Source organism: Paenibacillus sp. PastF-3 (genome assembly GCF_029893135.1).
In the GTDB taxonomy this organism is placed as follows: Bacteria; Bacillota; Bacilli; order Paenibacillales; family Paenibacillaceae; genus Paenibacillus_AQ; species Paenibacillus_AQ nitricinens.
The window spans coordinates 313,790-331,691 of the sequence record NZ_JARXWM010000003.1; the positions used below are offsets into that span (position 1 = coordinate 313,790).

The 17,902-nt window shown below is 44.3% G+C and carries 9 protein-coding genes; 2 read left to right on the forward strand and 7 right to left on the reverse strand.

Annotated features, from left to right (window positions below):
- The first annotated feature begins 317 nt into the window (after window positions 1-317).
- Window positions 318-1,160: a hypothetical protein gene (locus tag M2444_RS08570; protein ID WP_094877392.1), complete on the forward strand. Its 843-nt coding sequence runs from the start codon at window positions 318-320 to the stop codon at window positions 1,158-1,160.
- Between the two features lie 235 nt (window positions 1,161-1,395).
- Here M2444_RS08570 and M2444_RS08575 read toward each other — a convergent pair whose 3' ends face one another.
- From M2444_RS08575 to M2444_RS08605, 7 genes are all read right to left on the reverse strand, one after another.
- Complete coding sequence (locus tag M2444_RS08575; RefSeq protein WP_280786728.1) at window positions 1,396-3,006, reverse strand: response regulator transcription factor; 1,611 nt, start codon at window positions 3,004-3,006, stop codon at window positions 1,396-1,398.
- A gap of 18 nt (window positions 3,007-3,024) precedes the next feature.
- Entirely contained in the window at window positions 3,025-4,737 is a 1,713-nt protein-coding gene (locus M2444_RS08580) for a sensor histidine kinase (protein WP_179281557.1), read from the reverse strand.
- Complete coding sequence (locus M2444_RS08585) at window positions 4,730-6,289, reverse strand: ABC transporter substrate-binding protein (protein WP_094869500.1); 1,560 nt, start codon at window positions 6,287-6,289, stop codon at window positions 4,730-4,732. Before M2444_RS08585 ends, M2444_RS08580 begins: the two co-directional genes overlap by 8 nt.
- Before the next feature lie 142 nt (window positions 6,290-6,431).
- A complete protein-coding gene (locus M2444_RS08590; protein ID WP_280786729.1) occupies window positions 6,432-12,920 on the reverse strand; it encodes an S-layer homology domain-containing protein in 6,489 nt (2,162 codons plus the stop codon).
- A 70-nt stretch (window positions 12,921-12,990) separates the two neighbouring features.
- A complete protein-coding gene (locus tag M2444_RS08595; RefSeq protein WP_373455836.1) occupies window positions 12,991-13,821 on the reverse strand; it encodes a carbohydrate ABC transporter permease in 831 nt (276 codons plus the stop codon).
- 18 nt (window positions 13,822-13,839) lie between these two features.
- Window positions 13,840-14,709, reverse strand: coding sequence for a carbohydrate ABC transporter permease (locus M2444_RS08600; protein ID WP_094869502.1), 870 nt, complete (start codon window positions 14,707-14,709; stop codon window positions 13,840-13,842).
- An 80-nt stretch (window positions 14,710-14,789) separates the two neighbouring features.
- Window positions 14,790-16,121, reverse strand: coding sequence for an ABC transporter substrate-binding protein (locus tag M2444_RS08605; protein ID WP_280786730.1), 1,332 nt, complete (start codon window positions 16,119-16,121; stop codon window positions 14,790-14,792).
- Between the two features lie 239 nt (window positions 16,122-16,360).
- Between M2444_RS08605 and M2444_RS08610 the strand changes: the two genes are divergently transcribed.
- Window positions 16,361-17,899: a glycoside hydrolase family 31 protein gene (locus tag M2444_RS08610; protein ID WP_280786731.1), complete on the forward strand. Its 1,539-nt coding sequence runs from the start codon at window positions 16,361-16,363 to the stop codon at window positions 17,897-17,899.
- The last annotated feature ends 3 nt before the right edge of the window (window positions 17,900-17,902 follow it).

Consider the following 17,902-nt stretch of genomic DNA (forward strand, 5'->3'; position numbering starts at 1 on the left):
AGCGCTTTCTTTCGGGAAGATCATAATTGAATATGGATTTCCAAGATAGGTACATTTCGGAATTTTACGTACAAATAACCCCAAAATAGAGGGGCAAATAAACAGCATAACAGACATAATTCCTGCGATTCGAAGGAACTTAGTAAAAACACTGTAACTGTACCCTGGTTATATTTGGACAATCCTAAAACAAACTCTTGTTTCCTTGTTCCAGTGATGAAAATCACTTACTATATTGGTAAAATAAAGAATAATTTAAAGATACAAACGTCACAGTAATAACCGATGAATGATATGCTGAAGAAAGGAAGATCGCATTGAAGTTGGATTTGGATGGATTAAATGCCGATTCCTTAACGTGTATGCTTAAGGCATCTTTTTCATTGGAAAATTGGGATGCTATGATTGAAGTTGCGGACAAGCTGATCACACAGATTGCAATTATATATGAGACAAGCAGTGACACATTGAGAGAACAAAACCTGAAGCGGAGTATTCCCTATTATTTTGGATTTAGCTTATGTTCAAAAGGAATCGCACTGCAAAAGCTCGGTAAGTATCCTGAAGCTAGAATGTGTATTCAAAAATATGCTGAATTAGGATGGATCAAAGGGTTAGATGAAGAAGGAATTAATGAAGTCAAATACTACTGTAATATTGCAAAAGCCAATACCTACGTGCTCGACCTTTTAGAAGGCAAGACTGGAGTCCTAAAGGAGTATGTTGAATTTATTAGAAACAGTGCTGAGGAAGAGTTACTGCCAGGACTAATTACCATCTTGGAATCCTCGATAAAATATAACTATTCCGTAGATTGGATTCTGAGTGATCATAAAAACAACGTAAATGACATAGAAGAGTATGTGACTAATGTGGATATAAGATATTACGAGGAATACATTTATTTGCTGGTAATGTATTACTACGAACAAGAGAATATGTACGAAGCAATCAACACTATTCTAGAAACTCTGATTTTTAGTATCAAAATTGAAAACGATACAAACCTCAAGAAATCAGTAGCACTCTTTGAGCTCCTAAGAGAACATGCTCATCAATCACAACTTCAAATGTATCACAACATAATGGAAAAAATAATAGTAAAAGAGTTTACTAATGAAAAAGAAAATGTTCTTTCTTACAGTCGTAGTCTTGATTAGTTCCAGCTTAATGATCGCCTCTGCAAGTGCTTCTGCTGTCGATTCGGGCTCCACCATTTACACCTTTAACAATCACGGAATGGGTCATTGATTGAATTTTTATAAGTGGATTATACAAAGGAGCGATCATCCAATAACCGGATTGGTCGCTCCTTTGTTTGTAAATGAACATGATAGATTAGCTAAAATTCAAAGTCCTCAGAATCATGCAGGATTTTCTCGCTATAAATCCTCTTTATAAACTGTTCTTATACTCTTGCGGCGTCTTCCCGTATTGGGATTTAAACAACTTAATAAAATACTGCGGTTTCTGATAGCCGATTTCATGCGCAATTTGACTGATTCTCAAATCCTTGTACTTCAACAATTGAACCGCCTTCTCCATTCGCAAGCGGAGCACATAGTTCGAAAAGTTCTCTCCGGTTTCCTGTTTAAACAGGTTAGATACGTATACGGGATGAAGATTAACATTATCGGCTACCGCTTGAAGAGTTATATCTTTTATATTTCCTTGGATGAACCGGCGGATTCGCTCCATCAGATCAGAGCGTATATTGTCCGAGCGACTGTCACTGTAGGCTTTGATTTGGACATAGCTGCTGAAGGCCCATTCTTTTAACGGTTCATCACTCCAACTGGCATCCATTTTCAGCATCTTTTCGATATCTCTTCCAAACACCTCAAAGATTCGTTTACCTTTCTTATGCAAATAATAAGCGTATGCTTGCAGCAGGGTAACGTATATTTCAATCCCGTATTCACGGGCTCCACTTCCCGCCCCTTCAAGTTCACTGAATATCAGTTTCAGCTTACTCTCAAATGCCGTCCATTGCTCGATATCGATTAATTCCATTAAAGTCTGGGGGCGATAAAGCTCTGCCAGCGGCTGGATTTCAAACATTTCTTTCTTTTGCGTCACATGAAAAAAGCTTTCCGTTTGATAGCCAATATAATCGGTATATATCGATAAAGCAGAATGGTACATGGATAGAATATCTTTTGGGAAACCTCCCCAATCGCTTATGACCAGGGAAACCTTCGATTTTAAATACAATTTGATCTGATGTTGGGAGAGTCTGGCCAAGTCTTCTATGATCGCAGAGTCCGCTTTGTCTGGTTGCTCCAGATTGGTTTGAACCAGAAAAATCAAATAATCATGTGAATCTTTACAGTGCATGATATTAAATTTCTCCGAAAAAACTTCTTCTACGATGTTATACATAGCATATTCAATCAATGAGAGGCTATAAAGATCCGTATTTGAGTAATCCTCCTCCACCCTCATACATAAGAGAATGGTCTCTCTCTCAACAGAAAAGGGAAGTCCGTATAGTTGAATCTTGTCCTTCAAAACAGATAAGGGATAATTTTTACCGGAGATCAAATCAAACAATAACATTTCTCTTAATTTGGGCAAACTCTCCCGGAAACGGTAAACAAATTTTTGCTGATTTAATAATTCATTTCCTTCTTCTGTAATTTTAACGATAATATTGCGAAGAGTTTGCTCCAGTTCCTCGTTCGAGACTGGTTTGAGCAGATATTCAGCTACTTGCTGTTGGATAGCTTCCTTCGCATATTGAAATTCATCATAGCCGGTTATAATAACGGCCTTCGTATTTTTCCATTTCTGATTTATTCGGGCGATCAATTCGAGCCCTGTCATTCCGTTCATATGAATATCCGTGACCACAATATCAACGGAATGGTAATTCAGCAGCTCCAGGGCCTCCTCGCCGGAATATGCCTTATAGACATTGGTGATCCCCATTTGCTCCCACGGAAGTCCTATCGCCAGGCTGTCAACCAAATGGGTATGATCGTCTACGATTAATATTTGGTACATCCCTTTCCCCTCCTTAGGTCAAGACTCACCTTCCCTACTGCTCCAACATAATTCTACGCAAAGTCCACCTAGTTTCGATTGACTGAGCAGCACCCCTGAGTCACCGCCATACATCAAACGCAGGCGTTGATGGACATTTTTGAGTCCGGATTCTATTTCTTCGTTAGTGGACTGAATCTTCATTCGGATAGATTCGATCACTAAATAATCAATTCCTGTGCCCGTATCCTCAACGGATACATGATTCATGCCTTCCTCTCTCCACACGCGGATATGAATCATTCCATAGTCGGAATGATTATTGAACGAATGAAGGATTACATTTTCGACAAGCGGCTGAACAATTAACCGCGGAACTTCCAAGTCTTCCATCTGCGGCTCAACCTCAATATGAAATTCAAAATCATCTCTTAACATACAATGTATTTCCAGATAAAAATGAATCAAATCCAGCTCTTCTTTCAGCCGTACCATCTTATTCCCCGTTTTAGTCGTGTAACGATAGTACTTGCTCAAATTCATAGTCATCGAAACCGCTGCCTTGTCTTCATTTAACTCAATCATACTTTTGATATAAGCAAGGGTATTGTATAGAAAGTGCGGATTGATCTGCGATTGCAGCTGCTTAAGCGTCGCATCCTTTGACCGGAGTTGCTCTTTGTACACATCCTCGATCAGTTCCTCTATTTTTGACGCCATGGAGTTGAATTTTTCATATAACAACCGATATTCCCCTTCAGGTTTGTCCGACATTCTTACGGAATAGATGCCCTTCTCGATCAAGTTCATGTTCTTGAACAGTTTTCGGAATGGAATTTGAATATTCCGGTACATCACAAAGGCAAGATATGCCCCCATAAACAGAAGCATACCGCTTATCACATAAAACATAGTCTGGTTCCGGCTGATAGGTGCCATAATATCACTGATAGGTACATAATCAACAAGATACCACCCTAATGATTCCAGTTTTTGATAATGAACCTGAAACCTCGTCTTATCGGATTTTAGCAGCATGTATCCACTTTCCAACGAGTGGTCGATCTCTCCAAGCCGGGGAAGAAATTCATCAATTTGATTAACATTTACGGAATAATTATAAATAGGATCCATTCCTGGATGGTACAGAAACGGATCTCCCGAACCATTCGTTTTAAATTCAGATAGAGCTCTCCGCAATTCTGCTACACCAAATTTAAGCACGACTCTCATATGCGCCTCGCCTGACTCCGCTGATTTTTCGGGATAAGACAATATCCCTAGGAAATAATCCTCATTAGAATCGGAATAGTATTGCCAAAATGTATCCTGCGCAGGAAGTACTTTTGGGAGTGCATTCAAGCTGGAGTTACTTTTGATGACAATTCCGGTACGAGGATAGAGGACTGCGATCACTGCTTTCCAGTCTCCATAACCGGCAAGACGGTTTATCTCTTCAGAGACAGTTCGGTTGGTTCTGTATTTATCCAGAACATCATCAAGCAAATCAGGATAGGCCAAATTTCGTACATCTGTACTTTCATACAGCATTTTCTTATAGGTATCCAGCCGGAAAAACAACTGATCCAACTGATTAGCGAACGTTTCAATCTGATATTGCTTTACCTTAATAATTTCCTCCGTCAGTACATCCTTGCTTGTTCGATTCGACACTGCAAACAGGAGCAGGATCGGGATAAGTAAAATCAACAAAGTGGCAATTAGTTTTGTGAATATGCTGAATCTACTCATGATCAATCGTCCTCTCAAATCCGGGTTCAGCATCTGGATGCCCACGCTCAAATTCCGAGAACTGCTTCTTTAATTCGGTAAAGACAATGTCAAAACCTGCCTTCTTAAGATCTGTAATTGCATCTTGATAATATTCTTCATAATTGGCTAATCCAAAATTGATTGGCTCGAATTTTTCCTTATAGACAGCCATTACCTGCGCTATCTCATTCTTGACAGACGCCTCATTGAAATGAAATCCGAATAGTTTGGAAATGCGAGAGTTCTCGTCATTTTTGAGCAGGTCATGAATAATATCGTCCTCTACACTGGCAGGTGCGATAAAATAGTCCTTATTTCGCCACATCCATTCGTACATCAGCTGGTCATTGGTTAATTGCTTAATTTTACCTTTTTCCAATTCATAATCCTTACCCTCTACTCCATAAATAATAAAATTATAATTCTCTTGGGTTTGCAGAATCCAATTCATAAACATCATTGCGCGTTCAGGATTTTCCGCTGCGGCCGTAATCATAAAGGCTTCGTTACTTGGGGTAGTGATAAACTTTGGTTTCTCCTTAGCAAGATAATACTCGCGGAGCCTCGCATTTGGATCGGCATTCCGTACCGTTTGCAGGTTCTCCATCGCCCTCGAGACTGCACCTACCCGGAAAAGAAGCTTACCAGCATTCTCCTGATCGATCTTCGCTGCCGGATTACCCACCAAATTCTTATCGATGATCCCCATCTTCACCCATGATTCTCGTAAATGAACTACTTTTTTGTATAAATCAGACTCTACATAACTCAAAATTTCTCCAGAATCCTCATCAACCATAAATAACAGCCGCTCATCCAATGAAGAGTAGTTTCGATCTGTCAATTCACGCCACAACATTTCATGTCCTCGGTCTGTTTCCAGATAGCCATAATAGCTTGGATCTATCAGCTGCATTCTTTCATAAAACAGTTCTAAATCAGCGATTGTCTTAATTTCTGACATACCGACCTTCTCCAGTAAATCCTGGCGGACCATGACTGAAGAGAATTTCCCCGCAGAGGTAAATGCCTGAGACGGTATCGCCCAAAGCTTGCCATCAATCACGTTCTGCTTGAAGTTTTCTTCGGGAATATGTTCAATAAGATCCTGTCCATATCGATTCAGAAGCTCATCTAAAGGTTGAATATAACCTTTATAGACAGTGACGAAGGGTGCGCCATACCAGAACAGATCATATTTTTCTCCAGTAGATAAGGCCAGCTCCAGTTTTTGCTGATAATTAGACCATGGAATATAAGTCAACTCAAGCTTCATATTTAAATCTTTTTTAAGCCTCTCATTCAATTCATTTTCAACGAAATCACCCATACGTGCCGACAAATCGCCAGGCATAATCACCTTTAAGGTGACGAAGGGTGCCGGCGCATCTGACGTCAGCTCATTTACTGCAATAGCATTCTGTAAACCTTGCGGACCGGATACGTCCGGGCGGAAGTATTCGCTGTACAACATATAGATTATGGATAGAAAAAAGATCGCAATTATAATAGTGACAGCGGGCTTCTTCATGAACCGCTACCTCCTTCACCATAGAGCCTCATTGCTAGTCTACACTAAATATATGAAAGCGGATACAATATGTATATACCTCTGAGTTGGAACAGGAGCACATGAATTTCATATCATGTGCTCCTGTATTTCACTCAACTATTCAGTTTAAAAATTGGACATACTGCAGCAGCCGTTTAATCATGACAGCAGCTTCTGCCCGGCTTGCATGGGCAGTTGGATCGATTATTGTTGCAGATTTCCCCTGGATGATTTGAGCTGTGAGCAAGGCGGCTACCGGATGTTTTGCCCAAGAACTGACAAAACCGTTATCTGTATATTTCCTGAGAATAGTGTCAATCCCATCACTCGCCGGGACGGATTTGTTCACATAATCCAGCGCTCTGGACAGCATGACAGCCATTTGTTCACGGGTGATTTCTTCACCCGGTCTAAATGAACCATCACTGAAGCCTTCAATGATTCCTGCCTCAGCCGAGGCTGCAAGTGCCCCCGCATACCAGTCTCCTGTAGATACGTCCTTAAAGCCGGCTACCTTACCTAGAGAATTAAGTCCCAAGGAACGGACGAGAATGGCCGCGAACTCTGCGCGGGTTACCGGATTATCTGGTGAAAAGCTGTTAACTCCAACACCGTTTATAATCCGCTTAGAGGCCATTAGTTCGATGTCCGCTTTTGCCCAGTGGCTTTGTAGATCAGCGAACGTCTTAGTGCTCGAAGCTACCGTATAAATACTATTCCCGTTCCGTTTGATTACAGCTTCGGTAATCCCGCCATTATCCAGCAGTAGGGCTGGAACAAAGCTGAATGCCGTTGTATCCGGACTGAACAGGAGTGCAGTGGTTTTCTTCGGATCAATTGAGCCCGGAAGAGTAAGGGTGCGTTCGACATAGGTGCTGCCGAAGCTGTCCAGCTCAATCGACAGACCGTTTACTTGCGCAATGATTTTGTAATCGAATGCTGGAGTGAGCAAGGTCAGACCTTCTTTGCCGGCCTGCTCAGACAATAGCTCTGCTGTGCTGCCTGAAACCCGGTCTATAACTATACTTATGGTCATATCTGCCGGGCTAACGCCAAGCTTCGCCGCTAATGCCGCTACTCCCAGAACTTTGACCGGAACCTTGTAGCTTCCGAAATCCGTCTGAATCACAACGGATGCTTCCGGCAATTCATCCACCACACCTGCAAACGCAGAGGATGGAATGTTAACCTTCACACTTCCGCCGTCACTCTTCAGTTTAATGATTACTGATCCTGATTTGGCTGCAGCCGGATTGTTCTGAAGGGCTTGGAAGGCATCCTGTAGCTTCTTCACATCAATGGCTGCTATTGTTTCGCTTACACCATCCTTATTCGTTGTCCGTTTAAACGTTGCCCCATCCAGCTCCAGAATGATTCCATTATTCTGGATTACGGGTGCTGGTGTTGCAGGAACTGGCGTCGTAGATACAGGTACTGCTGATGTCGCTGCTGGCGGCGGTGTTGATGTGGCTGGTGTCGAAGTCGTTTCAGGTGTCGGCGTCGGTTCGCCTCCAGCAGGCGGGTTCGTATCCGCTGTAACCGTCAGCTTAAATTGCTTTTCTAAATTGCCGTCGGAAGACTTCGCCGTAATAACGGTTTGGCCGACACCTACTGCTGTGACCAGGCCTGCGGCGGATACATAAGCAACTTTAGGATCTGCCGATGACCATACGACCCTTGAATTACTAGCTTCTGCCGGAACTACACTGAGCTCAAGCTTCTTGCTTGCACCTGGAGCCAATTGCAACTGCTCCGGCGTATTCGCCGTTAAGCCTGTAACCCTTACTGGGGTTTGGGCAGAACTATTCGCTACATCTACGCTGCCCAAGCTCAGCCAGCCGCTTTCACCCATCTCAGCATTTGCGAAGCGGAATGTTTTGGCATCAGCATTAATTTTCTCAAGTGGATTCACATAGCGTAACAATATTTCATAGCTTCCATTACCTAATTGCGGATTATCAGCCGATACAAACAGCTTGTTGTTATCAAATCCATTCGTATTCGGAAGAATGTCTTTCAGATCCCAATCCGGATTCCAGATTTTAATGATGTCATTTCCTGATTTGGCTGCAAGCTCTACCTTCCAGTTGTAGTAGAACGGCGCTATTCCTTTGTTCTCAAGCTCTACTCCCACTTTCAGCTTTCCATCTGAAGCGTCCAGATAAGCGGTGGGCACATAATATTCATATCCCATCCTGCGTGAACCTTCAGTGGCTCTCGCCAAAGATGCAGCATCCAACGGAGTCTGGAATATCCCCTGGGCAATCAGCCAGGATGCATGGGTCAAGCCCAGGCTGGTGTAATAATCCTCTCCCTGCGCCCCTTCGATCGGAGTTGACGGTTCATTGTATTTTGGCGGATCATTATTCCACATCTTCACCTGAATTTCCGGTCTCATCTCGCCACCCATAACGTTGTTCTTCCAGAACTCAGTCACTCCTGCGTCATTCACTCTGCCCCAGAAATGCCAGCCCTGTCCGCCCAGGCTTGGCGGGAGTGTCTGGAAGGCAAAAGAATCATCATGATAACCGACATCGAAATTTCTGGTCTTAAGTGTGCTGTTGTCCATCGGATATCTTAGGACGAGCTGTGTTTGGTCGAAGGCATTGTCCATAGCGGTAAGAACACGCTTCAGGTTAGCATCGGTTGGCATCAGGTTAGGCGATTTCAGATTCCCGTCATACGGATACGTATGCCATTCGCCCCAGAAGCCAATTAATCCGATCATCACCGATCCGATCCGCGGGTCGCCGTCATAACGATTTCCAAGCGCGTTAATGAAATTATCCAAAGCGCCCAGTAAATGCTCATCATTATAGTCAGGCGCTAAGCTCGTGGCATCTTTGCCATTGTCGAATTCATCATAAGCATAAGTCTTCAGCCCTTCGTCCAGCAGGAATTTTGGTATACCTGAAGGTTTGTTCGGGTAGTCCAAATACACCCTGAACACGGATTGATTACCTCTGGAGGCTATCGCTGCTAGCCGTTTATCCAGCTCAGACCAATCAAAGTCATTCAGATTGTTCATCAGCTTGCTAAGCGGCAAATAGAAGAACTCCAAGCTGTAAGGCAGCTGTGTAGGACGATCTCTCCAATCATCACCTACTTTGAAATAAGCCTCCTCCGAAGCATCGTAGAATGGCAGAAACCCCTTGAGCGGATTATCAACCGGTGCCTGCGCATACTTTAAGATATGAGTTCCGGCCGATGTTACCCAATCTGGCTGACTTGGATGATCAACTGGAGGGTTCTCCGGCCCTTCTCCAGATCCGCCTGTTCTGCCCGCTAATGCATATAATCCAATCTGGTCGATGCTGAGGACATTATCAGCCTGATTGCCAGGACCGAAACCAAACTGAATTTGCAGCACCTTGCTTGCGTCGAACGATGCATCGCAGGCAACGCAGCCTTGCCACTCGGACTGGGCAAACGCGCTCCATGGGATTCTCACCATTCCTGTGTAGCCTGGGGCAATCGACAGGGAACCTCCACCAAGAGTGGATGCCTTCCAGCCTTCTGCTGCATTGTAGAGTTTGACGACGCCTCCTGCTTTTAACGAGAACTCACCTTTCGGCGCATCTGTTACAAGCGAGATATTCAAATCCATATTTTTATTGCTTGATGATGTATGGTTGATCCAGAAGGTAAGTCCATCAAAGGCCGACCAATCCGAATCCGTTCCGGTAAACGCTGCGCGTTTGATATTGACCCAGTCGGAGGCAGCTTTGCCCGGTGGAGGCTTAACAGAGAATTTCATCGCCTGACTGCCATTCGAATAATGAACCTTATCAAGCGTGCGAAGTGTAGAAGGTTCACCGGATTCCCAGTCTATTCTCCAAACGTTCTGCAGAGCGGCATCATCTGTGTACGATTCGAAATCCTCCAATACTTTATCAGCGCGATAGAGTCTGATGTCATCAATTGTGATCACGTTATGAACATATCCTGCTGGCGGATATCCGAACTGAAGCCCGGTTACTTCACTAGGATCCAGCACAGCAGCGCAGTCGGCCTGAACACCATCGCACTGCCAAGCAGATTGTACGAATTGATCCCACGGGATTCTTACAACGCCTTTGAATCCGGCCGGAACATTAAGCGAGCCTCCATTAAATGCCGCTGAATGCCAGCTTCCATCCGCAGCCATCTTCAAGGCAGCCCCGCCATCTTTCAGCCCGAACTCTCCATTCGCTACAGGCGTCTGCAGCGCAACGTTTAAGCTGAAATTCTTGTTATCCGTTGTTGTATTGTCCACCCAGAGGCTTAATCCGTCATAAGCGGACCAATCTCTTAGCTCCGCAGGGATGGCATGAATGATATTCGACCAATCCGAATCCGGGATTGCGACCGAAAGCTTGAGGCCTTTGCTTCCGCTCGCTTGGCCCAGCGCCCGTGTAACCGAGCCTGGCATATCGCTCCACGCTTCTGTCCAAGCTTGCCCAAGAGCAGCATTATCCCCATAAGATTCGAAATTCTCAATCAGTCCTGGTGTTTCTGTACCATTACCCGGATTAGTACCAGGGTCAGTTCCAGGTCCAGTACCGGGATCATCATCTGAGTCATACTTATCAGTGAAGTAGATTTCATCAATATATATGGTACCTGTAGTATCCCAAGTAGCTTGTGCTATCGCCACACTCCAGATCGTCTGCGATAAATCCACTCCATGGGCAGCCAAGTCGATAACGATATCTTTATAGCTGGTTGTTATCGTATCTCCACTGAATTGGCCGAGTGTCTTTGTGACGCCGCCGATACTGATACTAACCTGATTCTCCTCGCCGCCAGCAGCTCCCTTCACGCGGATGACCAGTTTCCCCGTATCTGAAAGATTCCGGCCGATGTTGGTTTCTAGCCGTGACATATTCTTATACTGCAGGACCAGTGCGCCATCTTCGATAACACCAGCGCCGTTCCCGTTGGCGAAACCGCTCGAACCTGTCCATTGATTCAGATCATTTTGGGTGCTTCCGGACCACGTCCGGGTACCATCATAATCATCCACTAGCAGACGTTTTGGCGGCAGCGGTGGTGAAGTCGGAGGTGTTGTTGAATGACTCTCCCCGATTAATACGGGGCCCAAATTGAGCCAGCCTTCTGTGTCTTGGTCCGTATTCGCAAATCTCACCTTTTTAGCCTTATTGCTAATGGCCTCTAACGGATTAACGACCTTCATCACTAAATAATAATAGCCATCATTCAAATCCGGAGCAGAAATAGAAGTATCGAAATAATAGGGTTCACCGAATGGGGCGTACTGCGGATCACCAGGAAGATTCCATTCAGGATATGTCCTGATTTGCAATGGCATGACCTTTGTCATATCCCATGAGGTATCCCACTCTTTAATAAGCTTCCCGGATAAATTCTTTACTCCCAGTTCTACTTTCCAAGGATATGCGAAGGGAGCAACGCCATTATTCTGAATGGCTACTCCGACCTTAAGCGGAGCACCTTGGGCAACATTATTATAGTAGGCACTCGTCACATTTAGATCGTAGCCCATCTTTCTCACGCCTGCGGCTACGGCCGGATCATTGGCATTATAGTTGCTGATACCGCCTTGGTTAATCATCCACGTTGCATGAGTCAGTTCAATATCATTCATTGCATTATCCACATTAGTGCCGCCGCTGAAGAAGTTGTTCTGAATTTCCGGCCGTACTTCTCCGCCAACAGATTGCGTGATCCATTTATTCTCCGAACCAGCTCCCAGCATTTTGGTCAAAAACGAGTAATAGGTTCCGCCCATACTCTCCGGCTGGGTTACACTCTGCAGCGGATCACCTTCCTTATACCCGAAAGAGTCATCATGGTATCCGATATTGAACTCCGATGCGCCCGGCAAGCCGGGATACCGGACCTCAAGCTTGGTTTGATTGAAAGCAGAATCATAGGCATTGAAGATTGTTCCGATGGTTTCAGCATTAGGCATATAGTTCGGCAAACCATCCGTTTCATCCTCATCATAAGGGTAAGTATGCCACTCTCCCCATAGCCCAACGAGGCCCATATGAATAAATCCGATACGCGGATCTCCGTCATATTTTGCACCGAAAGCCCGGATAAAGTTCGTCAAATAAGTTACCATAGCAGGGTCATCGTAATCAGGCTCGATCTGGTTAAAGGTATCGTTATGACGCATTGTCACTCCACTGTCATGAATGAAATCCGGTATTGCATCCTCTTTGCCCGGATATTCAAGATATACCCTGATCGCTGCCTGATTCCCTCTTGCTGCAATCGCATTCAGCGCTGGCTCTATACCGGTATCAAATGTGTATGAATCAGGGCCGTTCATCACTGCTTTCAGAGGGACATAATACCATTCCAGGCTGTGGGGGAATGAGGTCTCCGTTTCCCAAGGATAGAAAGGTGCGAACCCTTTCAACGGATTGTCGAGCGGACTTGGGGCATACATCAAGTCATGCTTGGTTAGTGTACTATCCGCTGCAGGGCTGGGATATGGATTAGAGGGTACACGCGCCTGCTCCGGGTCCGCATTGACTGTGCCGGCAGCATTCCCAAAGAACGTACTCAGTAACAAGCATACGATGAGCAATACTTTAAATGATGCCTTCCTAATATATTGAACAGATAATAGATTCATAGAACCTCCTCGTTAACGCTGTTATCAATCAGTGTGAACGATTTCAGAATGCCAAATGGAAACAGTCGGTTTATCCTTTATGCGCACTAAATGCAATTCCTTCGATAAACTGCTTTTGAAATATAAAAAAGAGGACGATCATCGGAACCACTGCCATGAAGGCGCCTGCCATCAATACCGGGTAATCCGTTCCGAACATGGAGACTAACGTCGCAATACCCGATGACAAAGTCATCTTCTCAGGTGAGCTGTTAATGATAAGGGGCCATTGCAGTTCATTCCATGCCCACTGCAATTGAATAATAACAATCGCAACTAAAGCCGACTTGACTAAAGGAAGCATGATATGCCAATAAATTTGAAATGGATTGCAACCGTCCAATACTGCCGCTTCTTCCAATTCCTTAGAAATAGTTAGGAAAAATTGCCTTAAAAGAAAAGTTGCGAAAGGACTGATCAGCGAGGTAATCCAAAGAGCAGTCACCGTATTGACTAAGCCCAAGTCACTCATCATCATGTATTGCGGCGTATAGAAAACAGGATTAGGTACCATCATGACCGATATAATCAATGCAAAAAGAAATGAACTTCCTGGAAATCTAATCCGTGCAAAGGCATACGCCGCCATCGAACTAAATATAACTGGAAACACGGTTTTCATTAATGCCGTAAAAATTGTATTTAAGTAATAATGCGGAAATGCCGATTGCTTGATCGCCTCTATATATCCTCTTAAGTTGGGGGCCTCCGGAAAATAACGGATCGGAATTTGCGTGGCTTCCGTCGTTGACTTTAGCGAAGTTAGCACCATCCATATAAATGGAACGAGCATAGCAATAGCGCTAATCATTAGAATGACATGAACAATCGAGTTAATCTTCCGCGCTGATGTGATCTGCACTTCTGTCTTCCCCCCTTCTTAGTCGTAGACGACCCATTTTTTTTGAAGAGCAAATTGGATCCCTGTCAGTATGACGTTAATAAACAACAATACATTGATAATTGCTGCGCCATAATTAGGATTAAAATAAACGAAAGTGTTTTGGTAATAGGCATAAACAAGTGAACGAACGGATGGAAGTGCTACATTCGTCTTCCCGATAATCAGATAGATGGAGTCGAAAATTTGCGTTGCTCCAATCAAAAGGATGATGCTCGTGAAAAAAAGTGTTGGTGTCAGCATGGGAAGTGTAATATAGCGAAACTTCCCCATTCTCTTGGCACCATCAATCTCGGCAGCTTCATAGAGTGATTTAGGTATCCCTTGCAAACCTGCAAGAATCAACAGCATATTCAAGCCAATTGCCCCCCACACGCCAACGATAACCAACACAAACATGGCATAATTGGGATTAGACAACCAGGCTACACGAGTTCCCAATATATGGTTGATGAGCCCGAAGTCCTGAGCGAACAAGACGACCCAAACCATCGCTGCCGCTGCAGGCATTGTGACTTGAGGCAAGAAAAAAACGACCCGGTAAACGGATAATCCTTTAATCTTCGTATTTAGCAATACAGCAAAAAAAGTAGAAAGGGCAAGTGTTATCGGTACAAACAGAACTACATAGTATAAAGTGTTGCGCAGATTCTGCCAAAACTCTCCATCACTAAATAACTTCACATAGTTATCAAATCCAACCCAATGATTAACGAGTCCGAAATTCTCCGACTGCTGGAATCCCAGCAGAATCGATTGAAGAACCGGCCAGCCCCAGAAAACCAATGTGCCTAGAAGAGTCGGCGCGATCATGAAATAAGCCCATACATATCTGCTTCTGGAATTCAATCTGACCACTCCCTATTCATCAGGGAACGTTCCTGATCTCCAAGAACGTCCCCTGAATCACTTTATTTTAAATAAATGGCTTATTTCGTTTCTTCTATCGCTTGATTCATCATCTCAGCGACCTTCTTCGCAGCTTCCTCAACCGAAATTGCTCCGCCCCACGCTTGCGACATAATCTCAGGCTCTTTCGCGAACCATACCGGGTAAGCTAACGAACCGCTCGGATACGGAGTCGCATCAGCCACCTGTTCCGTGAATATTTTCAGATTCAAGTGAGGTCTCGAAGTTAGCCACGCATCCTGAGTGCCATTGAATGCCGGTATAGCCGCACCCATTTCCGCCGTAATTTGCGCTGCTCTTTCAGATCCAAGGAACTTGAGGAATAACCAAGCCTCATCTTTGTTTTTACCACTTGCGGACATGACATTGCCCAGACCATTAATGATATTAGCTCGTTTCACTTTACCCTTTGGCAATTTAGCCCAATCCCATTTGCCCTTAATAATTTCGCTGCTGTCAATGTCGCTGATCCGCCAGGATCCGTCGAAAATCATCGCTAATCTGCCGGACTTGAACATTTCGGTGGCTTCCGTATCTGTCATTTGCTGATGAGTTGGAGAAGCGCCGTCGAGAGTCATTTGATAACGGGCCTGTAAAGCTTCAATGGAAGCCGGATCATCGTAGCCTGACTTACTCATATCAGCCGATAAAATACTCCCGCCATTAGCCAACATATCGTTCCAATACCCGGTCTGAGTGTCCATTTTCGCCCCAAAGCCATAGATGCCTTTATCAGGCTGACTTAATTGCTTGGCAACCTCGGCAAGCTTGGCATAATCCCAAGTATCGTCTGGATAGGGAATCTTAGCTTGGTCGAAGAGCTCTTTGTTGTACGCCAAACCGATCGTATCAAAATCCTTCGGTATGCCGTAATTTTCACCATTCAGTGTATATATGGAAGCAAGGTCTGCCGCATAATTATTTAGATCAATTTCTCCAGCCTGTATCTTGCTTGTGATCGGTTCAATGAATTTACCTGTTGCATATTTGACAAATTGACCACCATGCATCCAGAAAACATCAGGCAGTGTACCGGCAGGAGCGGCAGCGGACATCTTTGTCCAATAATCACCCCACGGAATAACTTCGACCTTGATCTTGATATTTGGATTTTCTGCCGTAAACTCCTTTGCAATGGCTTCCATTGCCGGTTGCTGAATTTTATCCCATATGGAATAGGTAAGCGTTACGTTTTTTTGAGGCTTATCAGTCGCTTTCTCAGCATTACCAGCATTGCTTTTCGGACTATTATCTGCTGTATTGTTAGTATTGCTGCTGCAGGCAGCTGTGACCAGAGCAAAAACAGTTAAGACAGTTAGAAACAGAAATGAAAACTTGTTTCTTTTCTTCATAATGACATCCCCCTAATTAGTTATTTAGGCAAATATTTGCGTAAATTCTCACTACGAATCACTTTGCCTCCCTACATATTGATTTTAATTCAATCTTACCTCCCCTTTAAATGCCTCATTTTAAAGATTTGATGCCTAAATATTAAGATAAAAAAGGTTTGCATTGAAATATAGATTAATCCATAATGTTAGTAAATAATTGCGCAAATTATTTCATAACTTAGATTGGAGTGTCTGCGATGACAATTACTGTATTACCTCAAAAAACCGGAGAGTTCTGGTGGGGAGGTGTTATAAACGAAGGGCATTTAATGCCATTTGGCGACCGGCCACATACACGTGACTTACGTTTGACGGATGATAATCAAGCTTCTCCCTTATTAATTTCTAATCTTGGAAGGTATATTTGGTGCGAAGAGCCGTTTGCCTTTTCGTTTAATGAGAGCAGTCTTACCATCGATCACAAACAGAAGCTATGCCTTGAAGATGGACACGAAACCCTTCAAGGTGCGTACCAGCATGCATCTAAAAACCATTTTCCCCCTTCCGGCGTTACACCTGACAAACTAGCCTTCACGGCACCGCAATATTGTACCTGGGTGGAAATGTTTTACGAACCGACACAGGAAAAGCTCCTCAATTACGCAAAATCCATTATTCAAAATGGCATGCCCCCTGGTGTGTTAATCATTGACGATAATTGGATGCAAGACTATGGAACATGGGACTTTGATAAACACCGATTCCCCGATCCTGCTAGAATGATCAAATCCTTACATGAATTAGGGTTTAAGATCATGCTTTGGGTGTGCCCGTATGTAAGCCCCGATAGTATTAAATTCCGTCAATTACTGGAACTCGGCATCTTGATGAAGCATGCTGATGGTGCCCCTGTCCTGAGGAGATGGTGGAACGGGTACAGCGCAATCGTTGACTATACAAGCACAGAAGGCCCGGCATGGTTCAGGCAGCAGTTAGACAGGCTGATTGAAGATTATGGAGTTGACGGATTCAAGCTCGATGCAGGAGAACCTCTATTACCTGACCTAATGGATGACATTACAAAAGAGGTCGCTTGGTCACATCCTGTTCGCCCAATGGAAGATTGTGAGTCATATGCCAGATTAGGAATCGGATACGCGCTTAGTGAACTGCGCATGTGCTGGAAACTCGGGGGACAGGCACTCATTCAGCGGCAACGTGATAAAACGCACACATGGAATGCTACGACTGGGCTGAGAGGACTTATCCCTAATGCTATTGCCCAGGGCCTGATGGGATATGCCTATAACTGCCCTGATATGGTAGGCGGAGGAATGGATGGGGACATTAATTCACCCGATTTCCGTTTTGATGCTGAACTTTTTATCCGTTTTGTTCAATGCTCCGCTTTATTTCCCGTGATGCAGTTTTCAATGGCGCCCTGGCGGGTTTTGAATGGTGCTGAATTGTCCTGGTGTATGGACGCCGTACGGATACGATCAGAGTTAGGGCCTCTGCTATCCGGACTTGCCAGCCAAGCTGCAGAGGATGGGCTTCCAATCCTGCGTAGTCTGGAATTCGTCTTTCCGCATCAAGGCTTCCATAAGGTTCAAGATCAATTCATGGTTGGCGAGACCATTCTGGTAGCCCCAGTTATGAATAAAGGTCAAACAGCTCGAAGGATACAATTCCCGGATGGCCAATGGCTGGGTGATGACGGAAGCATCGTTGAAGGCCCGGCTCAGGTCGAAGTGAATGCCCCGCTTTCCCGATTGCCATGGTATCGAAAAATCTAAATA

What these genes read in the sequence shown, in the direction of transcription:
- M2444_RS08575 (WP_280786728.1), bottom strand. Translation starts at nt 3,006, where the DNA reads ATGTACCAAATATTAATCGTAGACGATCATACCCATTTGGTTGACAGC.
- M2444_RS08580 (WP_179281557.1), bottom strand. Translation starts at nt 4,737, where the DNA reads ATGAGTAGATTCAGCATATTCACAAAACTAATTGCCACTTTGTTGATT.
- M2444_RS08585 (WP_094869500.1), bottom strand. Translation starts at nt 6,289, where the DNA reads ATGAAGAAGCCCGCTGTCACTATTATAATTGCGATCTTTTTTCTATCC.
- M2444_RS08590 (WP_280786729.1), bottom strand. Translation starts at nt 12,920, where the DNA reads ATGAATCTATTATCTGTTCAATATATTAGGAAGGCATCATTTAAAGTA.
- M2444_RS08605 (WP_280786730.1), bottom strand. Translation starts at nt 16,121, where the DNA reads ATGAAGAAAAGAAACAAGTTTTCATTTCTGTTTCTAACTGTCTTAACT.
- M2444_RS08610 (WP_280786731.1), top strand. Translation starts at nt 16,361, where the DNA reads ATGACAATTACTGTATTACCTCAAAAAACCGGAGAGTTCTGGTGGGGA.